General features: G+C 50.4%; 20 protein-coding genes and 1 riboswitch. Of the genes, 14 read left to right on the top strand and 6 right to left on the bottom strand.

From position 1 onward, the window contains the following. Positions 1-19: 19 nt before the first annotated feature. From ABCW45_RS04690 to ABCW45_RS04720, 7 genes are all read left to right on the top strand, one after another. Positions 20-1,312 (top strand): UDP-N-acetylglucosamine 1-carboxyvinyltransferase, encoded by a 1,293-nt coding sequence (locus tag ABCW45_RS04690; RefSeq protein WP_015553231.1) that lies wholly within the window; start codon positions 20-22, stop codon positions 1,310-1,312. A 318-nt stretch (positions 1,313-1,630) separates the two neighbouring features. Next, a riboswitch (SAM riboswitch) is annotated at positions 1,631-1,748 on the top strand. 107 nt (positions 1,749-1,855) lie between these two features. Further along, on the top strand, positions 1,856-3,043 hold the full coding sequence (gene metK, locus ABCW45_RS04695) for a methionine adenosyltransferase (protein WP_015553232.1): 1,188 nt from the start codon (positions 1,856-1,858) through the stop codon (positions 3,041-3,043). 450 nt (positions 3,044-3,493) lie between these two features. Then, positions 3,494-4,981 (top strand): sensor histidine kinase, encoded by a 1,488-nt coding sequence (locus tag ABCW45_RS04700; protein ID WP_117469139.1) that lies wholly within the window; start codon positions 3,494-3,496, stop codon positions 4,979-4,981. 30 nt (positions 4,982-5,011) lie between these two features. After that, complete coding sequence (locus ABCW45_RS04705) at positions 5,012-5,701, top strand: response regulator transcription factor (RefSeq protein WP_015553243.1); 690 nt, start codon at positions 5,012-5,014, stop codon at positions 5,699-5,701. A gap of 18 nt (positions 5,702-5,719) precedes the next feature. Then, complete coding sequence (locus ABCW45_RS04710; protein ID WP_343220387.1) at positions 5,720-6,526, top strand: HAD-IIA family hydrolase; 807 nt, start codon at positions 5,720-5,722, stop codon at positions 6,524-6,526. 258 nt (positions 6,527-6,784) lie between these two features. Further along, on the top strand, positions 6,785-7,978 hold the full coding sequence (locus ABCW45_RS04715; protein ID WP_015553245.1) for an MFS transporter: 1,194 nt from the start codon (positions 6,785-6,787) through the stop codon (positions 7,976-7,978). Between the two features lie 273 nt (positions 7,979-8,251). Beyond that, positions 8,252-9,934, top strand: coding sequence for a DEAD/DEAH box helicase (locus ABCW45_RS04720; RefSeq protein WP_015553246.1), 1,683 nt, complete (start codon positions 8,252-8,254; stop codon positions 9,932-9,934). Positions 9,935-10,238: 304 nt separating this feature from the next. Here the strand turns inward: ABCW45_RS04720 and ABCW45_RS04725 are convergent, their stop codons facing one another. The 3 genes from ABCW45_RS04725 to ABCW45_RS04735 are packed head-to-tail and all read right to left on the bottom strand — an operon-like array spanning position 10,239 to position 14,069. Continuing rightward, complete coding sequence (locus ABCW45_RS04725; RefSeq protein ID WP_117551733.1) at positions 10,239-12,179, bottom strand: extracellular solute-binding protein; 1,941 nt, start codon at positions 12,177-12,179, stop codon at positions 10,239-10,241. After that, entirely contained in the window at positions 12,179-13,000 is an 822-nt protein-coding gene (locus tag ABCW45_RS04730) for an ABC transporter permease (protein WP_144364093.1), read from the bottom strand. The genes ABCW45_RS04725 and ABCW45_RS04730 overlap by 1 nt, the downstream gene beginning before the upstream one ends. Next, a complete protein-coding gene (locus ABCW45_RS04735; RefSeq protein WP_021904493.1) occupies positions 12,993-14,069 on the bottom strand; it encodes an ABC transporter ATP-binding protein in 1,077 nt (358 codons plus the stop codon). Before ABCW45_RS04735 ends, ABCW45_RS04730 begins: the two co-directional genes overlap by 8 nt. Positions 14,070-14,384: 315 nt before the next feature. On the opposite strand from ABCW45_RS04735, the gene ABCW45_RS04740 reads away from it, so the two are divergent. From ABCW45_RS04740 to ABCW45_RS04770, 7 genes are all read left to right on the top strand, one after another. Then, complete coding sequence (locus tag ABCW45_RS04740) at positions 14,385-15,437, top strand: lactonase family protein (protein WP_117469173.1); 1,053 nt, start codon at positions 14,385-14,387, stop codon at positions 15,435-15,437. A 6-nt stretch (positions 15,438-15,443) separates the two neighbouring features. Further along, on the top strand, positions 15,444-16,571 hold the full coding sequence (aroC, locus tag ABCW45_RS04745) for a chorismate synthase (protein ID WP_117513707.1): 1,128 nt from the start codon (positions 15,444-15,446) through the stop codon (positions 16,569-16,571). A gap of 314 nt (positions 16,572-16,885) precedes the next feature. Then, on the top strand, positions 16,886-17,326 hold the full coding sequence (rpiB, locus tag ABCW45_RS04750) for a ribose 5-phosphate isomerase B (RefSeq protein ID WP_015553253.1): 441 nt from the start codon (positions 16,886-16,888) through the stop codon (positions 17,324-17,326). 255 nt (positions 17,327-17,581) lie between these two features. Next, entirely contained in the window at positions 17,582-18,502 is a 921-nt protein-coding gene (locus ABCW45_RS04755) for a carbohydrate kinase family protein (protein WP_117469175.1), read from the top strand. Positions 18,503-18,507: 5 nt separating this feature from the next. Then, positions 18,508-19,134 carry a uridine kinase gene (udk, locus tag ABCW45_RS04760; protein ID WP_343220388.1) on the top strand — a complete coding sequence of 209 codons (627 nt, stop codon included), beginning with the start codon at positions 18,508-18,510 and terminating at the stop codon, positions 19,132-19,134. A gap of 231 nt (positions 19,135-19,365) precedes the next feature. Next, positions 19,366-20,394, top strand: coding sequence for a transglutaminase domain-containing protein (locus ABCW45_RS04765; protein WP_117483748.1), 1,029 nt, complete (start codon positions 19,366-19,368; stop codon positions 20,392-20,394). Positions 20,395-20,677: 283 nt separating this feature from the next. After that, positions 20,678-22,075 (top strand): uracil-xanthine permease family protein, encoded by a 1,398-nt coding sequence (locus ABCW45_RS04770; RefSeq protein WP_117469178.1) that lies wholly within the window; start codon positions 20,678-20,680, stop codon positions 22,073-22,075. Positions 22,076-22,216: 141 nt separating this feature from the next. Here the strand turns inward: ABCW45_RS04770 and ABCW45_RS04775 are convergent, their stop codons facing one another. From ABCW45_RS04775 to ABCW45_RS04785, 3 genes are all read right to left on the bottom strand, one after another. Beyond that, positions 22,217-23,089 carry an NTP transferase domain-containing protein gene (locus ABCW45_RS04775; RefSeq protein WP_158553037.1) on the bottom strand — a complete coding sequence of 291 codons (873 nt, stop codon included), beginning with the start codon at positions 23,087-23,089 and terminating at the stop codon, positions 22,217-22,219. Positions 23,090-23,423: 334 nt separating this feature from the next. Next, the gene (locus tag ABCW45_RS04780) at positions 23,424-23,786 is read right to left on the bottom strand and encodes a winged helix-turn-helix domain-containing protein (protein WP_343220389.1); all 363 of its coding nucleotides are present in this window, start codon (positions 23,784-23,786) and stop codon (positions 23,424-23,426) included. A gap of 142 nt (positions 23,787-23,928) precedes the next feature. Then, the gene (locus ABCW45_RS04785; RefSeq protein WP_343220390.1) at positions 23,929-24,732 is read right to left on the bottom strand and encodes an ABC transporter ATP-binding protein; all 804 of its coding nucleotides are present in this window, start codon (positions 24,730-24,732) and stop codon (positions 23,929-23,931) included. Positions 24,733-24,735: the final 3 nt, after the last annotated feature.

The following is a 24,735-nucleotide window of genomic DNA, read 5'->3' on the forward strand; positions in this document are numbered from 1 at the left end:
ATATAGATAGAGGTGCGTAATGGAACAGTACATCATGAAGGGCGGAAATCCGCTTGTAGGAGAAGTAACTATAAGCGGCGCAAAAAATGCGGCTCTGGGAATTTTAGCGGCGGCGATCATGACCGATGATGACGTTGTGATCGATAATCTCCCGGATGTCAGCGATATCAATGCTCTTTTAGAGGCAATCAGCCATCTTGGAGCGAAGGTTGAGCGTATTGACCGCCATACTGTAAAGATCAATGCGGAAAATATCCACGCGGTGACCGTGGAAGATGAGCATATGAGAAAAATCCGCGCGTCATATTATTTTATCGGCGCGCTTCTTGGAAAATATAAGAGTGCGGAGGTTCCGCTTCCCGGCGGATGTACGATCGGAAGCCGTCCGATCGACCAGCACTTAAAGGGATTCCGTGCACTGGGATCTGATGTGAAGATCGTCCGCGGTGCTGTTGTGGCCCACGCGATCGATCTTGTGGCAAGTCATATCTATCTGGATGTGGTTTCTGTCGGCGCTACCATCAATATCATGATGGCCGCAACGATGGCGGAAGGCGAGACGATCCTTGAGAACGTGGCAAAAGAGCCGCATGTCGTTGATGTCGCAAACTTCTTAAACAGTATGGGCGCAAACATTAAAGGCGCAGGTACGGATGTGATCCGTATCAAAGGTGTAAGACGTCTTCACGGAACAAACTATTCGATCATCCCGGATCAGATCGAGGCCGGAACATTTATGTGTGCCGCAGCGATCACCCGCGGTGATATTACCGTAAAAAATGTGATCCCGAAGCATCTGGAGGCGATCTCCGCAAAGCTCACCGAGATGGGCTGTGAGGTCGTTGAGTTCGACGAGGAGATCCGCGTAGTCGGAAAACCGAGACAGCGTCACATGAACTTTAAGACACTCCCGTATCCGGGCTTCCCGACCGATATGCAGCCTCAGATGACGGTGGCACTTGCCCTGGCAGATGGGACAAGTGTTGTGACGGAGAGTATCTTTGAGAATCGCTTCAAATACGTGGATGAGCTTTCCCGCATGGGCGCGAATATCAAGGTGGAAGGCAGTGTTGCCATCGTTGACGGTGTCGGAAGCTTCACAGGGGCTCAGGTCGTTGCGCCGGATCTTCGCGCAGGCGCGGCTCTTGTGCTTGCAGGTCTTGCCGCAGATGGATACACGACTGTGGACGAGATCGGCTATGTTGAGCGCGGCTACGAGAATTTTGAAGAGAAACTCCGCTCTCTCGGTGCTGTGATCGAGCGCGTGGATTCCGAGAAGGAAGCGCAGAAATTCAGACTGAGAGTCGGCTGATGAGAATTTGAAAGCCCGAAGGTTCTGGTATACCGGGAAATTTTCCCGATTTCTCAGGATTTTCGGGCTTTTTTGCGATTGCCGCTTGACATTCCCGTATGAATCGTATAAGATACAGTCCGTGGGTCATTTTTGGGGTGGCTCACAGTATAATAAACGTAACTATTCAGTAGGTCTGCGCACATGCTGCGCTGACCGTAAGAACACATAGGCTAGAAAGCAAAAATCCCATCAGCGAAGCTGATCTGGAATGGATTTTTGCTCGTGACTATGAAGGTACGGAATAGTTACCAATAAACTTAAAAAAGTTCGCAATATCCCTTATTCAGAGTGATGGAGGTACATAGGACCGGTGAAGTCACGGCAACCCCTGTTAATCGCAGACGCGAGAGGGCAGGAAGGTGCCAACCTGAGCGAGTAAATCGAGCAATAAGAGGATTTGACCACGTAAACCAGTCAAGTCCGCTTAGCATGAGCGGACTTTTGTTTTGCCGTAACTGCGGGGAGCAGGTGCGGTCTTCCTACAACTTGAAAGGAGCTACAATGGAAAAAAGATTATTTACTTCCGAGTCCGTAACTGAAGGACATCCGGACAAAATGTGCGACGCGATCTCCGACGCGATCCTCGACGCGTTAATGGAACAGGATCCGATGAGCCGTGTTGCATGTGAGACATGCACAACAACAGGTCTTGTTATGGTAATGGGCGAGATCACAACAAAGGCATATGTGGATATCCAGAAGATCGTCCGCGAGACCGTCCGTGAGATCGGCTATGACCGTGCAAAATATGGTTTCGACTGTGATACCTGCGGTGTTCTCACTGCAATCGACGAGCAGTCCAGCGATATCGCTATGGGTGTTGACAAGGCGCTTGAAGCGAAAGAGAACAACATGACAGACGATGAGCTGGATGCGATCGGTGCTGGTGATCAGGGTATGATGTTCGGTTTCGCTACAAACGAGACCCCGGAGTACATGCCGTATCCGATCGCTCTTGCGCATAAGCTTGCAAGACGTCTCACCGAGGTCAGAAAGAACGGAACTCTTCCGTACCTGAGACCGGACGGAAAGACCCAGGTTACAGTTGAGTACGATGAGAACGGAAAGCCGTTCCGCCTTGACGCAGTCGTTCTTTCCACACAGCATGATGAGAATGTGACTCAGGAGCAGATCCATGAGGACATCAAGAAATATGTATTTGATGAGATCCTTCCGCAGGAGATGGTAGACGCAGATACAAAGTTCTTCATCAACCCGACCGGACGCTTCGTGATCGGTGGACCGCATGGAGACAGCGGACTGACCGGAAGAAAGATCATCGTTGACACCTACGGCGGGTATGCCCGTCACGGCGGCGGAGCTTTCTCGGGAAAGGACTGCACAAAGGTAGACCGTTCCGCAGCATACGCAGCGCGTTACGTTGCAAAGAACATCGTAGCGGCAGGCCTTGCTGACCAGTGCGAGATCCAGCTCTCCTACGCGATTGGTGTGGCTCATCCGACCTCCATCATGGTTGAGACAGAGGGAACCGGAAAGGTATCCGACGAGAAGTTAGTCGAGATCATCCGTGAGAACTTCGATCTCCGCCCGGCAGGGATCATCAAGATGCTTGATCTCCGCCGTCCGATCTACAAGCAGACCGCAGCATACGGTCACTTCGGAAGAACAGATATCGATCTTCCGTGGGAGAAGCTTGACAAGGTTGAGGATTTAAAGAAGTATCTGTAATAGAGAAAAAGAATAGAACGATCATGAATGTTCAGGGACAGAAATGATCGAAAAGCTGCGGCGCAGTTTCCGGAAAGGTCAGGAAACTGCGCCGCTTTTTTATGTAACAGGAAATTCCGAGGAATTCCCTGTTACATAAAAAGGCACTGACGTGCCCAAAATGCGCACTCGCGCGAAGATGTAGACTGTCGCAAGCGACCGCGCGAGGCGCGAGAATGTGCCAAGGCACATTCTTTTTTAGAATACTTTTATAAATTACCCACAAGAGTTGTGTTATACTTATCATATGCTGTTGGGGTCAAAGGATCCTTTGCCCCATCGGATACCGGATCGCTTTGCACTGGCCGGTGCGGGGCACAGACGTAGGAGCACGTAGTGCGGAGCGATCAGAAAGCCGGTATGTCCTCTCAGACTGGCGGACAAAAATAAGAAGGGAGCGCGCAGCCGCTCATGAAAATACGTACAAAATTACTTATCACATTTCTGACGATCACGGTGGTACCGATCTTTTTGATCTATATCTCGATTTTAGGACTCAGTTCCTATCAGAACCGGGTGTTCCGGGAGACCTACGACGTTGGCCAGGTGGATCTCTCTGCCGGCGCGTCGATCCGGGTATTCAGCCACCTGACTGAGAGCATTCAGAAGGAGATCGAAGAAAAGATCGCGAAGGATCCGGAGATTTTCACGGACCAGTCGTATCTGGGCGACTTGAACGCCCGGATGACTGAAAAACACTCCTTTCTGATGGTGACGAAGGATGGAAAACTGATCTATATAGGAAACGACGAGACAGCATCGAGCCTGGAGAGAGAGATATCGGACTATGCGGAGATCAATGACTCTGATTCCTGGGGCAATTATCTGGATAAAAATACGGAACATCTGATCAAACAGAGAGAATTTGAACTGGCAGATGGGAGCCGGATCGCGGTCTACCTTGTGACAAACGTTGTGGATGTGATCCCGGAGGTAAAATCCATGATCACAGAGATGTTCTTCAGCAGTGTGCTGATCCTTTTTATCACTGGCGGTATGTTGACAGCCTGGGTCTACCGGTCGATCTTATGGCCGATCGGAAAGCTTCAGGAGGCAACGAAACAGATCCGCGACGGAAATCTGGACTTCACTCTCGATGTGGAGGACGATGATGAAATCGGGCAGCTCTGCCAGAACTTCGAGGAAATGAGGATCCGTCTGAAAGAATCGACGGAAGAAAAGATCCAGTATGATAAGGAGAGCAAGGAGCTGATCAGCAACATCTCCCACGATTTAAAGACCCCGATCACAGCCATCAAGGGCTACGCGGAAGGTCTTATGGAAGGTGTTGCGTCCTCGCCGGAGAAGCGGGATAAATATATCCGGACGATCTACAACAAGGCGAACGATATGGACCGTCTGATCAACGAGCTGACATTCTACTCAAAGATCGACACAAATAAGATCCCGTATACCTTCTCGAAGATCAATGTGGCAAACTACTTCCGCGACTGTGTGGAGGAAGTAGGACTGGAACTCGAGGCGAGAGGAATCGAGCTTGGCTATTTTAACTTTGTAGATGAGGACGTGATGGTGATCGCCGACGCGGAGCAGATGAAGCGCGTCATCAACAACATCATCGGAAATTCCTTAAAATACATGGATAAAAAGAATGGGATCATCAATATCCGGATCCTGGATGTGGGTGACTTTGTCCAGGTGGAGATCGAGGACAACGGAAAAGGCATCGGACAGAAAGAGCTTCCGTATATTTTCGACCGTTTCTACCGGACGGATTCCTCGAGAAATTCCAGCAAGGGCGGAAGCGGCATCGGCCTTTCCATCGTAAAGAAGATCATTGAGGACCATGGAGGAAAGATCTGGGCCACCAGCAAGCTGGGAATCGGAACAGAGATCCACTTTGTACTCAGAAAGATCGCGGGGGACGCGCAGCAGTAAAATATAATACCCATAACAGGAGGAACTTATATGAGCAAAATTCTGATCGTAGAAGATGAGGAGAGTATTGCAGAACTCGAAAAGGATTATCTGGAACTGTCCGGTTTCGAGGTTGAGATAGAAAATGACGGAGAAGCCGGTTTAAAGCGGGCGATTTCGGAGGAGTTCGACCTCTTTATCCTGGATCTTATGCTGCCGGGAGTGGACGGATTTGAGATCTGTAAGAAGATCCGAGAGACGAAAAACACACCGGTGATCATGATCTCCGCAAAGAAAGACGATATCGATAAGATCCGCGGCCTTGGTCTCGGTGCTGACGACTATATTACAAAGCCGTTCAGCCCGAGCGAGATGGTGGCGAGAGTCAAGGCCCACCTGTCCCGCTACGAGAGACTCATCGGAAGCGGAACCCCGGTGAACGATATCATCGAGATCCGCGGTTTAAAAATCGATAAGACAGCCCGCCGCGTCTATGTAAACGGCGAGGAGAAGAACTTTACGACAAAAGAATTTGACCTTTTGGCGTTCTTAGCCCAGAACCCGAACCACGTCTTCACGAAGGAAGAGCTGTTTTCCAAGATCTGGGACATGGAATCCATCGGTGATATTGCGACCGTTACAGTCCACATCAAGAAGATCCGCGAGAAGATCGAGATGAATACCGCGAAACCCCAGTATATCGAGACGATCTGGGGTGTCGGATACCGGTTCAAGGTATAAGGCAGGGAGAAAAGGAAGATGGACAGAAAAAAACTTTTGGAGGAGACAGAGCTTTTCGTCCTGGACATGGACGGAACCTTCTATCTGGACACGCAGATCCTGGACGGATCCCTGGAATTTTTAAGACAGGTGGAACGTCTCGGAAAGCGGTATGTATTTTTTACAAATAATTCCTCGAAATCTCCGAGGACCTATATTGATAAGCTGGCGAAAATGGACTGCCATATCCGCCGGGATCAGATCATTACATCCGGCGATGTGATGATCGAATATCTGAAAATGTATTATCCGGGAAAAAGGGTTTACTTAGTTGGAACCCCGGACCTGGAGGAAAATTTCCGGGAGAACGGCATTCTCCTCACAAAGAATATGCCGGATGTTGTGGTCATCGGATTTGATATGACTCTGACCTACGAGAAGTTAGAGAGGGCCTGTACCTACATCCGGAGTGGGGCAGTATTCCTGGCAACACATCTGGATATCAACTGTCCGACGCGGGCTGGATTTATCCCGGATTGTGGTGCTATGTGCGCGGCAATCTCACTGTCTACGGGAAAGCAGCCAAAGTATGTGGGAAAACCATTTAAGGAAACTGTGGATATGGTGCTGACACTCACGGGAAGCGAGCGGGAGAAGATATCCTTTGTGGGAGACCGTCTCTATACCGATGTGAAGACCGGCGTGGCAAATGGAGCCCACGGGATTCTGGTGCTCTCCGGGGAGACGAAGGCCGGTGATCTGGAGAACGCTGACACGGTGCCGGATGCTGTGTTTACAGGATTAAAAGAGATGGCGGAAATTATGGCAGAGATGTCGGGAAAATAGAAACCGAAAGCTAAGAGTAATAGGCACATCCTGATGTTTGGGGTGTGCCTTTGCTGCGGGGAGAAAAATCCTGATAAAGTGTTACAGAGAACATACGGTTGTTTGCGCTTGACATTCAGCGGATATAAGTTTAAACTTGAATTATGTGAATTTTCTGCAAAAATAAAGCAAAATGCGAAAAAACGAAACAGTTTCAGTGGGACGTGAAGAATGACAGAAGTCTGGAACTGAAAATTAAGACAAAGGAAGACAACGCTTATGAAGTACAAATTGAGATTTGCTGCCTTTTTCACTGCCATGATCGTATTTAACCTGGCAGCCAACTTTGCCCACCCGGTCACACCGACGGTAATTCAGGAGCTGCAGCTCCACGACTACATGTTTGGAGTGGCGTTAGCAGTTATGCTGATCACAAACTTCCTGTTATCTCCGTTCTGGGGTAAGATCAATAACTATATTTCTTCAAGGCTTTCCTTATTGATCTGTTGTCTGGGATACGGTGTGGCCCAGGTATGGTTTGCCTACGCTACGACGGAACTCATGATCATTCTCGCGAGAATGTTCGCGGGACTCTTCACCGGCGGTATCTTTGTAAGCTTTCTGACCTATATCGTAAACAAGTCAGACCCGGAAGACCAGGGGAAATACCTGACATACAGTGCAACGATCAAGAGCGTGGCCAGCGCTTTCGGCTACATGATAGGCGGATTTTTAGGCGAGTTTTCCGTGCGTCTGGCGTTCTTAGTCCAGGCGGGAACCCTGATCGCGGTGGCAATTGCTTTCTTCCTTATCTGTGAACCGGACAGCACGGCGAATTTAAAGGATATTCCGGCAAAGCAGCTCATGAAGGAAGCGAACCCATTCCAGGCGTTCATCGACAGCAGGAATTTCATGTGCATGGCTTTCGTGTTCCTGTTTGCGATCAACATCTTTATCAACTTCGGAAATACCGGTTTCGACCAGGCTTTTAACTACTACTTAAAGGCACAGCTGGGCCTGACTTCCTCCTACAACGGAATCATCAAGGCGGGCGTCGGTTTCGTATCCTTTATCGCGAACATGAGCCTCTGTATCTGGATCATCAAGAAGACGAACGTCAAAAAGTCTATGGTGGTTCTCACAGCGTTCTGTGCGCTGGCTTCCATCGGAACATTGATATCCGTGAAGATCGGAATCTTCATCCTGTTCAGTATCCTTGTTTACGCTGGCTATTCCGTCAGCGTCCCGGTTCTCCAGAACATGGTGGCAGACCAGGCATCGCCGGAGCAGAAGAACCTCGTCATGGGATTCTTCAACGCGACCCAGTCATTGGGAAGTATTGCGGGTTCCCTGACAGCGGGATTTATCTACTCTGTGAATGCGAAGCTTCCGTTTGCCTGCACCTTCGTGATCTACTCGGTGGGCGTTGCGGCGGCGTTTGGATATCTGTGCTACCACAAAAAAGAGGCTTGATACTGGTTTAAATTAACATACACCCCGGAAGGGCGTGGTACTTAAAAAAGTACCTGCCCTTCCGTTTTTTTAGACATCGTCGCTTGACTTTTTCCTCCCTATGTTATAAGATATTTTACATTTGCACCCTGTATGGCTTGAAATATTAACGAGCCGTCAGTATTGTATATAGAATTCTGTGACCGGTATAGAGATCTGGGAGTCCGTAGGAGTCGTCGAATGAATGTATCCTGGCATGGAATTGTTATGCAGACAACATAGAAAGGATATTGAATGGAAACAATCAGATTTGACGAACTTAATTTAGACCCGCGGATCCTCCGCGCAGTTACAGATATGGGATTTGAGGCGGCGTCCCCGATCCAGGCCCAGGCGATCCCGGTTGAGATGGAAGGCCATGACATGATCGGCCAGGCGCAGACCGGAACCGGTAAGACCGCGGCTTTTGGAATTCCGCTTCTCATGAAGATGGACCCGGAAAACAGAAAGACACAGGCAATGATCCTCTGCCCGACGAGAGAACTTGCGATCCAGGTAGCGGAAGAGCTTCGCCGCCTTGCGAAATACATGTCCGGGATCAAGATCCTCCCGGTCTACGGCGGACAGGAGATCGTAAAACAGATCCGCTCCTTAAAGGGCGGTGTCCAGATCATCGTTGGAACCCCGGGACGTGTGATGGATCATATGAGAAGAAAGACGATCCGCACCGACGCGATCCACACGGTGGTTCTCGATGAGGCGGACGAGATGCTGAACATGGGATTCCTCGAGGACATGGAGACGATCCTCGGTGAGCTTCCTGAGGAGCGCCAGACCGTAATGTTCTCCGCGACAATGCCTCACGCGATCGCCCAGATTGCCCAGAAGTTCCAGAAGGACCCGAAGATGGTTCAGGTCGTAAAGAAGGAACTGACGGTTCCGAAGGTGACCCAGTATTATTATGAAGTAAAACCGAGAAATAAAGTGGAAGTTATGTGCCGTCTGCTGGATCTCTATTCCCCGAAGCTCTCCGTTGCGTTCTGTAACACGAAAAAGCAGGTGGATGAGCTGGTGCAGGCACTCCAGGGCCGCGGATACTTTGCGGAAGGTCTTCACGGAGACTTAAAGCAGGAGCAGCGTGACCGTGTAATGGGAAGCTTCCGAAATGGCGCTACCGAGATCCTTGTTGCGACGGACGTTGCGGCGAGAGGTATCGACGTTGACGATGTGGAAGCCGTATTTAACTACGATATTCCGCAGGATGACGAGTACTATGTACACCGTATCGGACGTACCGGACGTGCCGGAAGAGAAGGACGCGCATTCAGCCTTGCGGTGGGAAGCGAGGTCTACAAGCTCCGCGACATCCAGAGATTCTGCAAGACAAAAATCGTTCCGCAGCCGATCCCGTCCTTAGATGATGTGACTGCGATCAAGGCAGAGAAGATCTTAGATGATGTTCAGCAGCATATCGGTGACGACAGCAATTTAGAGCGCATGACAGATATTATCGAGAAGCGTCTTCTTGCTGAGGATTACACTTCCTTAGAGCTTGCGGCAGCGTTCCTGAAGATGGCCATGGGCGACGATTACGAGGACATCGCGGATGAGGGAAGACCGCTCCGTGACCTTGACGATCTCGACCGACGCGGCGGAAGAAATGACCGCGGAAGAAACGGACGCAGACGCCAGAGAGGCGATGACGAGGAGTACATGGACAGAAAGAACGCCAGAGGCGGCATGACAAGACTGTTCATCAACCTCGGAAAGAATCAGAACGTGAAGCCGGGCGATATCTTAGGAGCCATCGCCGGTGAATCCGGAATTCCGGGCCGTCTCGTTGGAAGTATCGATATGTATGACAAATATACCTTCGTGGAAGTTCCGAAGGAGCAGGCCGATATCGTTATGGACGCAATGAACCATGTGAAGATCAAAGGTAAGAGCGTGCATGTGGAGAAGGCGAACCGGAGATAAGGGCAGTATTGATGTAAAATATGATGTTGGGGTCAAAAGCTTTTGACCCCTCTGATACCGAATTGCTCTGCACTGCGTGCTCCCGCAATTCTCAAAAACATTCGTAATTCGCTCATTTTTCTTTGAAAAATGGCTACTTACTCATGTTTTTGGCGGGTCCCAAGGTCAAAAATTCTCCTGCAAGCAAGCTTGCGTCGAACTTCTGACCTTTTGACCCTGGTATCATAAAATACGGAACTATAGAAATCAAAAACGGGAACCCGGCAGAGTTTGTTTCTGCCGGATTCCCGTTTCCTTTCATATATTACTGTGATTTAACTTCCTTCCAGAGTGCATTATAGAGATCATCCGCCTCGGTTCCAAGATAACTGTAGACCTCAGAATTCTCCAGCTCATCTGTATCCGGGAATACAGATTTATTTTCCTGATATTCCGGATCCAGGATCTCGAACGCTGCCTTGTTCGGGGTTGCGTAGGTGATGTACTCGAAGTTCTTCACCGCGATATCCGGGCGGCAGAGGAAGTTGATCCACTTCTCCGCGTTCTCCTTATTCTTCGCGTTGTCCGGGATGACCCAGGAATCGATCCACAGGTTTGTTCCCTCTTTAGGAAGAACGTACTCAAGATCATAATCGAGATCCAGTGTCTCCGCCTCTTCCTGAAGGTATAACAGCTCACCGGAGTAGATAACACCTACCGCCGCCTCGCCGTTTAACATCTTATCGCGGACCTGGTCCACAACATATGCCTGTACTAACGGCTTCTGCGCCAGGAGAAGCTTCTTCGACTCCTCCAGCTCTCCCACGTCTGTGGTGTTCATGGAATATCCAAGTTCCTTTAATGCAACCATAAACGCGTCGCGGACGCTGTCCTGCATCAGGATCTCGCCCTTTAATCTTTCATCCCAGAGATCCGACCACTTTGTCGGCGCCGGGACTCCAAGCTCTTCCAGCTTCTGGACATTGTAGATAATTCCGACCGTTCCCCATGTATACGGGACAGAATAGCGGTTCTCCGGATCAAACGCCTTTGATTTTTCAAGGTAGACCGGATCGATATTCGCAATATTCGGCACATTCTCAAAGTTGATTTCGGCGAGAAGTCCGTTCTCCACCATCTTCTGGATCATGTAGTCCGACGGACATACCGCGTCGTAGCTGACTGCTCCTGCCTCGATGACCGGATACATCTCCTCGTTTGTCTCAAAGAGGTCATACGTCACATGAATTCCGGTCTCCGCCTCAAATTCATCGATAACACTCTCATCAATATACTCCCCCCAGTTGTAAACGTAGAGTTCGTTGGAGTGGGATGACGCAAAGTGAAGATAGCTTGTATAGCAGACGCTTCCCACGATCAGGAAGGACGCCAGCACGATGGCTGTCTTTCCGTTCCACAACGGCTTCTTTCCTTTATCCGGCACCGTGTTCGGTCCGAAGTTTCCGGCTCCTGCTTTCGTCTGTGGTTTTGCCGGGGCAAAGTTCGTGATGAGAAGCAGCGCGAGGATCGTCACGAAGATCACGGTGGACAGGGCGTACATGGACGGCTTGATGCCGCGGCGCACCTCACTGTAGATCAGGGTGGAAAGTGTATTGATCCCGGCGCCCCTCGTAAAGTGGGTGATGATAAAGTCGTCGAGAGACATCGTAAACGCCATCAAAAAGCCCGATAACACACCAGGCATAATATCCGGGAATACTACCTTGAAAAATGCCTGTAACGGACCGGCGCCCAGGTCCATGGCCGCCTCGTAGGTGTTCCGGCTCGTCTGCTTAAGCTTCGGCATGACGCTCAGCATCACATAGGGCACGTTGAAGGTGATATGGGCGAACAGGATCGTCTTAAAGCCCAGGGAGATCCCGAAGGCGATGAACATCAGCATCAGGGAGATCCCTGTCACGATATCGGAGTTTAGCATCGGGATATTGTTGAGTCCCATGCAGATCGTCCGCGGAAGCTTCTTCATCGCGGAGAGACCGATGGCCGCCGCTGTTCCGAGGATCGTTGCGATAAGCGCCGACAGGAACGCGATCAGTAACGTATTATAGAGGGCATCCATGATCGTGGCGCTCTCAAACATCTGTGTGTACCATTTTAAGGTGAATCCGCCCCACTGGGATCTCGATTTCGAGCTGTTGAAGGACAGGACCATCATGACGAGGATCGGCGCGTACAGAAAGACCAGTACCAGCACCAGATAGAAATCCTCAATAAATTTCTTAAATCTTTCTCTTGCGGTTTTCATCAGAATGCAGATCCCTCCCCATCCTTATCGTATTTTGCGATCATGGTCATGCTGAGAAGGATGAATACCATGAGCACGATGGAAAGTCCGGCACCGAGGTTCCAGTTGCTTCCCTTTGTAAATTCCTGCTCGATGACGTTTCCGATGAGCAGGATCTTGCTGCCGCCCAGGAGGTTCGAGATCACGAAGGTGGTGAGTGCCGGTACGAATACCATCGTGATCCCGCTGACGATTCCAGGAACGCTTAGTGGAAGCAGGATCTTTGTGAGCGTCTGGTAGTTGTCCGCGCCCAGGTCCCTGGCCGCGTTGATCACGTTGTCATCGATCTTCGCAAGGGTATTGTAGATCGGCAGTACCATAAACGGCAGGAAGTTGTAGACCATGCCGAGGATGATGGCCGCCGGTGTGTTGATGATCGCAATGTTCGGCAGATGCAGCATTGTGAGGAAGGTGTTGATCACGCCGTTCTTCTCGAGGAGTGTCTGCCATGCCATGGTTCTTAAGAGAAAGTTCATCCACATCGGGAGAATGAAGATGAATACCACGAAGCTGCCTTTTCCGATATGGCGTTTTCTTAAGATCAGCGCCAGCGGATACGCCAGAAGGAGGCAGATCACGGTGCTGACTCCCGCGAGCGCCAGGGAGAGCCAGAGGGCCTTCAGATGCTCAGAGGAACCGATGGCCAGGATGTTTGCCAGGGTGAATGCCCCGCTGCGGTCCGTCAATCCATAGTAGAATACCATGAGCAGAGGGATCACCGTAAATCCTGCCATCCATATCATATAAGGATAAGCCAGAAATCTGGATGCTTTTCTATTCATTGACTCCCACGGCCTCCTCGTCCTCGGACTCCGGCTTGTTCATGATCTGGATATCGAAGGGATCCACATGAATGCCGACCTTCTGTCCGACCGGGAACATGTCCGTGCTGTGGACCAGCCACTCGTAGCCGTCCGGGGTCGTAACCTCCATCTCGTAGTGGACGCCCTTGAAGATCAGGTGCGTGACAACGCCCTGAAGCGTGCCGTCCTCCGGTTTCACAAGGTCGATGTCCTCCGGGCGGATCACGACGTCCACAGGTTTATTGTTTCCGAATCCCTTATCCACGCAGGCAAACTTCGCGCCGAAGATCTCAACAAGCTCATCGTGGATCATCGTACCACCCACGATATTGCTCTCGCCGATAAAGTCCGCGACGAAGGCGTTCTCCGGCTCGTTGTAGATCTGCTCCGGGGTTCCCATCTGCTGGATATAGCCCTGGTTCATGACGACGATGGTGTCAGACATGGTCAGTGCCTCTTCCTGGTCATGGGTGACGTAGATAAAGGTGATTCCCAGCTCATTCTTCAGCCGGATCAGCTCGTACTGCATGTCCTGGCGGAGCTTTAAGTCGAGGGCACCGAGCGGCTCATCGAGAAGAAGAAGCTTCGGCTCGTTTACGATGGCGCGGGCAATGGCGATCCGCTGCTGCTGGCCGCCGCTCAGGGAATCCACGCTGCGGTTCTCGAAACCGTCCAGGTTTACGAGCTTCAGCGCGTACTTGATCTTATCGTCAATATAGCTCTTTGATTTGCCTTTGATCTTCAGACCGAACGCGATATTCTCCGCAATGCTCATGTGGGTGAACAGGGCATACTTCTGGAAAACTGTATTTAACTGGCGTTTATTCGGCGGTGTGTTTGTGATATCTTCGCCGTCAAAGATCACCTGGCCTTTGTCAGGTTTTTCGAATCCACCGATGATCCTTAAAGTTGTGGTCTTTCCACAGCCGCTCGGACCGAGCAGTGTCACAAAGGAATTTTCCTTTACAGAAAGGCTCAGATCATCAAGGATCAGATCGCCGTCATAGCTCTTCCAAATATGGGACAAATCAATGAGCGGATGCTCCATTCTTTTTTCCTCCTGAATGTAAAAATATTCAAACGTCCTGCTGTCTTTCGACGCAGAACAGCACAAAAAATGACTGTGCGACAAGAATTTCATCTTGTATATTTACTCATGATTTCCATGTTCTGTCAATAGATTTCCGACCCCGTTTCGAAATAAAATCTGAGGTATGTTTTTTCTTTCATACGATTCCCGGAGTTTTTCAGATTTCGATTAACAAACGGGGCAGATTATGATAAAATGAGCATATCTATGAAATTCCGAAACGCTGCCGGACGAGGCATTTTCGGAGAATTGAAAGTAAAGGGGAAATTACCTATGACTGGAAAATACATGGCCTATGTGGGTTCTTATTCCTACACGGGAAAGGCAAAGGGAATCACTGTATATGATGTGGATGTTGAGGCTGGAAAATTCATCTACCGCTGCGAAGTGGAGGTCGATAATTCTTCCTATCTGAAAGCGTCCCAGAACGGACAGATCCTCTACTCCATCGCCGATGAGGGTGTTGTGGCGTTCCGCGTTCTTTCGAACGGAAGCCTTGCCCGCTTAAACAGCGCAAATATCAGGGGCATGCGCGGATGCCATCTCTCAACAAGCAAAGCCGACGACTATATCTTTATCTCCGGTTTCCATGACGGAAAGATCACGGTCCTCAACCTGAATAAGGACGGCGCCGTGGGCCAGATCGCCGACGGCGTTTTCCACAAGGGCCTCGGATCCGTTGCGGAGCGCAGCTTCCGCCCGCATGTGAGCTGCAGCCGCCTGACTCCGGACGAGCGTTTCCTAATGGTGGCGGACCTTGGAATCGACCAGATCAAGGTCTACCGTTTCGACCACAAGGACGGAAAGATCACTCTCGTGGACACGATCCGCTGCGAGCTGGAATCCGCTCCGAAATACTTTATGTTCAGCTCCGACGGACGTTTCTTCTATGTTCTCTATGAGCTGAAAAATATGATCGAGGTTTATTCTTATAAGGAGGGTGAGCGCGTTCCGATCGTGGAGAAGATCCAGACGATTCCTTCTACAGGAAGCAAGCCGAACCAGCTGACCGCAGCCTGCGCGATGCACCTCTCCCCGGATGAGAAGCACTTATTCTGCAGCAACGCCGGAGACAATACGGTATCCATGTACGACCGCGATGATGAGACCGGCATGCTGACAATGCGCTTCTGTCTCCCGATCAGCGGTGATTACCCGAAGGACATCGCGATCTTCCCGGACGGAAAGCATCTGGCATCCATCAACCACGAGGGAAGTATTTCCTTCTTTAAGATCGACTATGAAAAAGGTCTTCTCGTCATGAGCGACCGCAGCATTACGGTCAATGAGCCAAACTGCTGTGAAATTGTAAAGATTGGAGATTAACATAACATGGCAGCAGGTTCTACCATCGGCACAATATTTAAAGTAACGACCTGGGGAGAATCCCACGGGAAGGCCATCGGAGTTGTCGTCGACGGCTGCCCGGCGGGTCTTCCACTGGACGAATCCGATATCCAGAAGCTCTTAGACCGCAGAAAACCTGGCCAGAGCCGCTTTACGACCCAGAGAAAAGAGGGCGATGAGGTCGAGATCCTCTCCGGTGTCTTCGAGGGAAAGACTACAGGAACACCGATCTCCATGATCGTCCGGAACACGGACCAGAGATCCAGGGATTACTCCAATATCGCTTCCTGTTTCCGCCCGGGTCATGCGGATTATACCTTTGAGGAAAAATACGGGTTCCGCGACTACCGCGGCGGCGGACGTTCCTCCGCCCGGGAGACCATCGGCCGCGTCGCAGCAGGTGCCATCGCAGAGAAGTTCTTAAAACAGTTGAATATCTCCGTGACCGCATACGCGAAGTCCATCGGACCGGTGGAAGTCTCCCCGGAGCGGATGGATCTCGCTGAGATCCAGAATAACCGCTTCTGTTTTCCGGATGCGGAGGCAGCAAAGGCAGCAGAGGATTATCTTGACCAGAAGATCGCGGAATGCGACTCCGTCGGCGGTGTCGTCGAGTGCGTGATCTCCGGTCTTCCGGCAGGCCTCGGCGAGCCGGTATTTGAGAAGCTGGACGCGAACCTCGCAAAGGCAATCCTCTCCATCGGTGCCGTCAAGGGCTTTGAGATCGGTGACGGTTTTGCCGCAACAAAGGCATGCGGATCTGAGAATAACGATGAGTTCCGAATGGACGGGGACAAGATCGTAAAGGAGACGAACCATGCTGGCGGCGTTCTCGGAGGAATCAGCGACGGGAGCGATGTGGTATTCCGGGCGGCCTTCAAACCGACCCCGTCTATCGCAAAGTCCCAGGAGACCGTCACAAAGGACGGCGCGAATATCGATCTCGTGATCCACGGGCGCCACGACCCGGTGGTTGTTCCGAGAGCTGTCGTTGTGGTGGAATCCATGGCCGCTATCACCGCTATGGACATGCTCTTAGTGTCCATGACATCCAGACTCGACCTGATCCAGATATTCTTTCAGGTTGAGAATGCGGATGACGGCGATAATTAAATATTTGCATGAAGCCGGACAGTTTTCTGGACGGATTCAAAATATTATGATACCAGGGTCAAAAGGTCAGAAGTTCGACGCAAGCTTGCTTGCAGGAGAATTTTTGACCTTGGGACCCGCCAAAAACATGAATAAGTAGCCATTTTTCGCAGAAAAATGAGCGAATTATGAATGTTTTTGATGATTGCGGGAGTACGAAGTACGGAGCAATCCGGTATCATAGGGGTCAAAATACCTTTTGACCCCAACATCATATTATAAAACTGGCAAAATAATTTCCGGTTACACTATCACAATCATAGGAGAAGAAAGAAATGAAAATCGCAATCGCAAATGACCATTCTGCAGTAGAGCTGAAGAACATCATCAAAGAGCATCTTGAGAGCAAAGGCTACGAAGTATTAAACCTCGGAACCGACTCCACGGAGAGCTGTGACTATCCGGTATACGGTGAGAAAGTCGGCCGTGCTGTCGCTGACGGCGAGGCAGACCTCGGAATCGCTATCTGCGGAACAGGCGTTGGTATCTCCCTGGCAGCAAACAAGGTAAAAGGCATCCGCGCATGTGTCTGCAGCGAGCCGTACACAGCAAAGCTTTCCAGAATGCACAACAACTCCAACATCCTCGCGTTTGGTGCACGCGTCGTTGGAAGCGAACTAGCAAAGATGATCGTCGACGAGTGGCTTGGCGCAAGCTTCGAGGGCGGACGTCATCAGAGACGTGTTGATATGATCATGGATATTGAGAACAAGTAACTGAATCGTAACTGTGAGGGTACTGAACAGTTACACGGAATCTTATTTTATATAGAAGAAAGATCCTGTCTGGAAGCAGCAATGCCTCCGGTCAGGATCTTTTTTGGATATGACCTCAAGAGAGAAGATCATGACAGAACTGACTCTTGCCACGCATTTTAACATGTGTTAAGATTACACCACAAAGGATCATATCCCAAATGACCCAACAGGATAAAGGTCAGAGATAAAGGACATAGATAAAGGAGAATTACGATGGGAATTGTAGTAATCGGAGATGTGTTTATAGATATTAAGGGGTATTCCCTGTCCCCTTATATTCCGCAGGGAAGAAATGCCGGAACTGTGATCCAGATCCACGGCGGCGTTGCGAGAAACGTGGCGGAGAACATCGCAAATATCGAGCTGAAACCGACATTTATCAGTGCGGTGGATGACAACGCCATGGGAGACGATGTGATCCAGAAGCTGAAACGCCATAAAGTCGAAACGAAGTATATGAAGAAGGTCAAGGACGGCATGGGAACATGGCTGGCCGTCTTTGATCATGAGGGAGACGTGGTGGCATCCATCTCAAAGAGACCGGACCACAAGCCCATCGAGCAGATCTTAGATGAGCATGGGGACGAGATCTTTAAGGATGCGGACAGCATTGCGATCGAGATCGATACAGACAAGGAGATCGTGAAAAAGACCTTCATGTATGCGGAAAAGTATCACAAAGAGGTCTATGCGCTTGTATCCAATATGACGATCGCTGTGGAGAGAAGAGATTTTATCCGCAGAACTGCATGTTTTGTGTGCAATCAGCAGGAGGCGGGAATCCTGTTCTCGGAAGACTATGACCATATGACTCCGGCAGAGTTAGCGGCAATTCTTCCGGACCGGATCCGTTCCGCCAAGATCTCCCGCATGGTGGTCACCATGGGAGGAGACGGATCTGTCTTTGTTGATTCGGACGGGCACACCGGAATTTATCCGGGACGTAAGGTAGATATCGTGGACACGACGGGAGCCGGGGATGCGTTCTTTTCCGGCGTCTGCATCGGACTTACCTACGGCAAGACGCTGCAGGAGGCATGCAGAATCGGTACAAGACTTGCGGCAACGGTGATCTGCACGACAGAGAATATCTGTCCGAGATTCATGCCGGAAGAATTTGGACTTACGAGGTAATCGATATGGAACCTATTATTATCGGAGTTGCCGGGGGGTCTGGCTCAGGAAAATCGACATTTACGAACAGGCTCAGGCAGTACTTCGGGGATGATGTTGTCGTGATCTACCACGACAACTATTACCGCAGACAGGACGGGATCCCGTTTGAGCAGCGTGTGAAGGTCAACTATGACCATCCGGATTCCCTGGAGACAGATCTTTTGGTGGAGCACCTAAAGGAGCTGAAAGCCGGAAAGACCATCGAGTGTCCGGTCTACGACTACAGCCAGCACAACCGATCCAGCGAGATCATCAAGATCGAGCCGAGACCGATCATCCTCGTTGAGGGCATCCTGCTTCTCGCCGACGAGCGGATCCGTAGCCTCCTGGACATCAAAGTCTATGTGGAAGCCGACGCTGACGAGCGGATCCTCCGCCGCATCGTCCGCGACGTAGAGGAGCGCGGCCGCGACCTGAAAGGAATCATCACCCAGTACTTAACAACCGTAAAACCCATGCACTACATGTATGTAGAGCCCACGAGGGCTCTCGCCGATATCGTTATCAACAGCGGAAAGAACGATGTTGCGTTCGATCTGTTTGTTTCGAAGATCGGGCAGCTGCTGGAGAGTGCGGGGAATAAAATATGAATATGTGAAGACCGCCTGTTGTCAGTGTTGTGCTGGTGATGGGCGGTCTTCTTTCGCTTTGCGCGGACGCACGAGCCAATTCTGCGTTGACGCACTGGCGCACAAAAATATTAAACCTTACAACGATTGTACAGTTAATGTTTTTCCGCAGAATTTAACTGGAAAAGCATTTACAAATACGTTATACTGAGTCGGGTAAATTTTTAGAGATTTGAAAGGATCACAACTATCATGGAACCATTTTATTATAATCACATGGACAAAGAGCGACAGGCTGTTTACCGTGCCATGCAGCAGGGACTGTTAAGCCTTGCTGACTCTTTCCAGATCCCCCGGATCGACGGTCACGCCTTAAGCGATATTTTTTTTGAGCTCCGCCTTGACCACCCGGAGATTTTCTGGGTGTCCAGCTTTAAATACCGGTATTTCGCGGATTCCCCGAATCTGATCTTCATCCCGGAATACCTTTTTGAGAAGAGCAAAATCAAAGACCACCAGAAAGCCATGAATGCCCGGGTGGAAAAGCTCGCAAGACCGGCGGCAAAGCTCCCGGAGCTGGAAAAGGAAAAGTATATCCACGATTTTATCTGTGAGAATATCCACTACGATAAACTGAAAAAGCCCTATTCCCATGAAATTATCGGACCGTTGGGTCATGGTGTCGGCGTCTGCGAGGGGATCGCAAAGTCGGTCAAGATCCTCTGCGACGCGCTTGGAATCTGGTGTATGATCGCCTTATGCGGAAACAATCCGGAAAAAGGGATCAAGTACCGCCATACATGGAATATCGTGAAGATCGGTAAGACTTGCTATCACCTGGATGCCACCTTCGACAACAGCCTTGGAAAATGCGTTGAGACCGGCGGTGAGATCCGCTACGACTACTTCAATCTGGACGATAAGGCGGTCTTCCGCGACCATGAGCCGTTGATCGCCCCCGCCCCGGCCTGTACGGACGGTGATCACTTTTACTATAAAGAGAAAAAACTTTCCTTCACAAAGACGGAGGAAGTTTACAAGCGCTCCCTGCAGACTGCAAAGAAGAATAAAACACTTACATTCCACTGGCGCGGCGGCTACCTGACCCGTGAGGTTCTGAAAGAACTCATTGAACTTATCGAAAAAGCCGGAGCCGAGCAGAACAAGACCGCTCATATCCAGCTCAACTGGCCTCAGGCAGTTCTGCGGATCCATTATACGGATGAAAGATCCCAGGCTGTCGTCACCATGGAAGAAGCCAATGAGGGGGAAGAGTCCTGATCTCGTTACTCCACATAGATAAGGATTTCCGAACTGAAAAGCCTGCATGCTGCAGCGGAGGCATCCGGCACTGACGATCCAGAACGAAAAAAGAACATATAAATTTTCGACAGCATATTTACATGCTGTCTTTTTTTGCTTATAATGACGGTACAAAAAATAATCACTGTTAATAAGTGAACCTGTCGATGGCAATCGTGCCGGAATTCAGATGGGACAGTGGAAAATTACGGCTGTACATACACAGGCAGCTGAAAAAATTTACATCAGGGGAGAAAAACGTATGGGAAAAGAAAAGATAACGGATCAGGCGATGTATGATTTCTATGGAAAAATGCCGTTGAAACGTGCGATTCCACTTGGACTCCAGCATGTATTGGCGATGTTTGTCGGAAACCTGACCCCGCTTCTTATTATCTGCGGCGCATGCGGAATCAGTGGAAGCGAGGAGTTCGCCCATCTTCAGGTCTGTCTTTTACAGAACGCGATGTTTGTAGCGGGAGTTGTGACTCTGGTCCAGCTCTATGCGATTGGTCCGATCGGAGGTAAAGTTCCGATCATCATGGGAACCAGCTCCGGTTTTATCGGAGTTTTCAAGAGTGTGGCGGACACTATGGGCGGCGGACTCGCCACCTATGGCGCGATCATGGGAGCGTCAATTCTCGGCGGTCTTTTTGAGAGTGTTCTCGGATTCTTTATCAAGCCGCTGCGTAAATTTTTCCCGGCAGTTGTAACGGGAACGGTTGTATTGTCCATCGGACTGTCCCTGATCTCCGTAGGGATCAATTCTTTCGGCGGCGGAAGCGGCGCGAAGGACTTTGGCTCTATGGAGAACCTTCTCCTGGCGATCTTTGTCCTTGTGGTGATCCTTACTGTGAAACACTGGACCAACGGAATGGCAAGCAACTCCGCAATTCTCATCGGAATCATTGCGGGATATATTGCGGCATTTGTTATGAGCCTGGTTCTTCCGACAACGGGAATCACGGCAGACGGAGCCGAGTACACGAAAGCATGGGTACTGAACTGGGATAAAGTCGCCCAGGCAAGCTGGATCAGCATTCCGGAATTTCTTCCGGTGAAGCCGGTGTTTGATGCCCGTGCCATCGCGCCGATCCTCATCATGTTTATCGTAACAGCTGTTGAGACGGTCGGAGATATCTCCGGTGTTATTGAAGGCGGAATGAACCGTGAGGCGACAGACAAGGAGCTTTCCGGCGGCGTGATCTGCGACGGTATCGGATCTTCTTTCGCGGCACTGTTTGGAATTCTTCCGAATACCTCCTTCAGCCAGAACGTCGGACTGGTTACGATGACAAAAGTAGTGAACCGTACCGCTCTCGCGACAGGCGCAGTATTCCTGATCCTCTGCGGTCTTGTTCCGAAGCTGGGCGCCATCGTTTCTATTATGCCGCAGGCTGTTCTCGGCGGCGCAGCCGTTATGATGTTCTCATCCATCGTGATCAGCGGAATCCAGCTGGTCACAAAGGAGAAGATGACAGCGAAGAACCTGACTATCGTTTCTGTAGCGCTTGGAGTTGGTTATGGAATGGGAGCGAACACGGCAATCTTAGCTCAGACCCCGCAGGCGATCCAGCTGATCTTCGGCGGTTCCGGAATTGTTCCGGCGGCTATGGTTGCAATTTTGTTGAATATTGTGCTTCCAAATGATAAAAAATGATGGGATTTGCGCTGAACGTTTATAAAATACTTGAAATCGTTAAAATGACCCGATCAAGTACGTTGAAAATTTTTTGATAAGAAATCTGTGCGCAGGGTTAATAAAAAAGCGGAATTTATCCGGGCGATACCGAGGTGTCGCTTACCGGTTAAATTCCGCTTTTTTTAGTTGCTCCAGTTCTGCCGGGGTGTCCGCGTCAGCGAGTTCCAGAGGATCACCTGCGGGGAAATACCGGACAACGTCGGGATATTTTTTCAGCAGAACATTGCCGCCGTGATTGTCCGGGAGTGTGAGAAGCTCCTCAAAATATCGGTTCCCGAAAAGAATTGGGTTTCCAGGAATTATAGAATCATCCTCAGCGATAGCTGCCAGGCGGAAAATCGGAGAGGCAGTTTGATAATACTGAGAAAATGTTATTACCATAGCTTCAAGTGTCTCTTTTGTTAACAGCGGCTGATCCCCCAGCGCAAACATACACCCCGCAAGTTCCGGATATTCCTTCAATAAGGCAGACAGTCCAAGAAGGACCGTGTGATTTCTGTAGGGCATTGCATGCAGAAGGACCGGAATCTTTCGCTCTCGACAAAATGCTTCAACTTCCCTGGATCTCGTCACAACGATCCGGGCAGCAAAAAGTGCACCGTCGGTGGCGGATAAGATCCGGTAGATCATTGGCTTTCCATTGAAATCTGCCATAAGTTTATTGGAACCAAATCTTTTTCCAAGCCCGGACGCCATGATCACGCATCCGATGGGCAGAAGCGGATGATCCAGGTCGTAAAGGAACACGTCGTTCCGTGCCCTCAGTGCATCGAGAAACGGTGTGGATTGGCTGCGGAGAACAGCGATGACCTGTTTCTGGTCAAAAAGACGGAAAACAGCATCGCAGAATTCCGGGCAGGAGCTTTCCAGATAGCCGAGTTCGTCGATTACCGCCCATTGGGAAGCGGACTCAATGGAGCGGGTTATAGAAGTGATGCCGAGCCCAAGGAAGCCATCCATAGCCGGTGTCATTTGGTTGCCGGATCGTTGAGCATCAGGATGCGCAGAATCAGCAGTACAAGCTTTTTGTACAAAACTATCTGCAGGGAAATTTGGAACAGCGAAGGACTTAGGTGGATGGCAGGATCCGATTCTCGCAGTTTCACCAGTAAGATTATCTGTCAATTCCACACGGTCGCGCGGAAACGCCTGCGTTGTAAATCCTGGAAATGGTCCTAAATCAGAAAAGTACGGCAGTGCCAGAATTTCTCTCAGCAGCGTGCTCTTCCCGATTCCCCGGCTGCCAGTTATGACCAAATGCCGTTTTTTATGAATACCTGCAGCTGCCGCTGTTTCAGACACAAATTTATTCCCCGTCTTCTCCCCCATCTGCATATTTAGAAAAGATCTGAGTATAGAGCCCGCGGCTGCTCTGAATACAGGCGTCACGGTAGGTTTCATAGTCATGTAAAAACTCCTTTGCTTTCGGCGTCAGGACACTTCCTCCGCCGCCTTTTCCGCCGATCCGGCGGGCCGTGAGCGGAAAACCGAGATTCTTTTCAGCTCGCCTCGTGATGGCAAGTGCCTTCGTATACGCCATCCCCATAGACATCGCCGCCGCCCGCAGCGAACCGGTCTCCTCGATCAGATGGAGCAGACGGCAGGGACCTTCACCAAAGAATCGGAGGTGGTCATCGTCGCAGAGAAAAACTCGGATGTCGGATATCATGGAGAACACCTTCTTTCAAGAATTATTATGATCATAATATGTGACTGTGAGGATACTGAACAGTTACCATAATATCATAAATGCCAATCTGGAAACAGTAAAATTATTCAGCACTGCGGGAGAAAGATCCGCAGCAGAATCATTACAGAAGGGGAAGCAGGATGAGCCGCTTATGGTTCGAGATTTCCGGATCCGCAACAGCAACAAGTCTTACCGCCCCATAAATTTCAGAAAACGCCTTTTCCATATCATGGACAGAGTCAGTTTTTGGCTGCAGCGTGCAGATCAGGCGGCCATCTTTTAAAAGCATCAGCGTGTCACAGCAGGCAAGCGCCAGAACCGGGTCATGAAGGCAGATCAGACCAGCTTTTCCAGGACGCCCATGCACTAATTCCATGATCATCCGCACCATCCGGTACTTATTTCCGAGATCCAGCGAGTTGTCCGGCTCGTCGAAGAGCAGTAGCTTCGTGTCTTCCACCAGCGTCCGGGCCAGGATCACAAGCTGCTTTTCTCCACCGCTGAGCGTCAGATAATCCCGGTCTGCGAGACCAGCCATCCCGACCTGTTCCAGAGCCCGGAGTGCCGCCGCTCTCATATCCGTGGACGGCTGGCTGAGCAGCTTTAATTTTGGATAAAATCCCATCAGCACCACATCTATGGCACTCATGGAGATCGAGATCCCGCTCTGCTGCGGAATATAGCTGACCCGCCGTGCCAGTTCCTTTGAACGCAGTCCGGCGAGCTCAGCACCTTCAAGAAAAACATGCCCGTCATGGGGCAATTCCCCGCAGATGGCCCGGAGAAGTGTGGTCTTTCCACCTCCGTTTGGCCCCAGAAGTCCGATCACACGCCCTGGTGTGTCAACAGAAAAGGAGACATGATCCAGGATCTGCCGTCCGCCGAGACAGAGGGAGATATCCTGAACAGAAAAAAAATCAGCCATTTT

It is taken from the genome of Pilosibacter fragilis (assembly GCF_032490495.1).
Lineage (GTDB): Bacteria > Bacillota > Clostridia > Lachnospirales > Lachnospiraceae > Pilosibacter > Pilosibacter fragilis.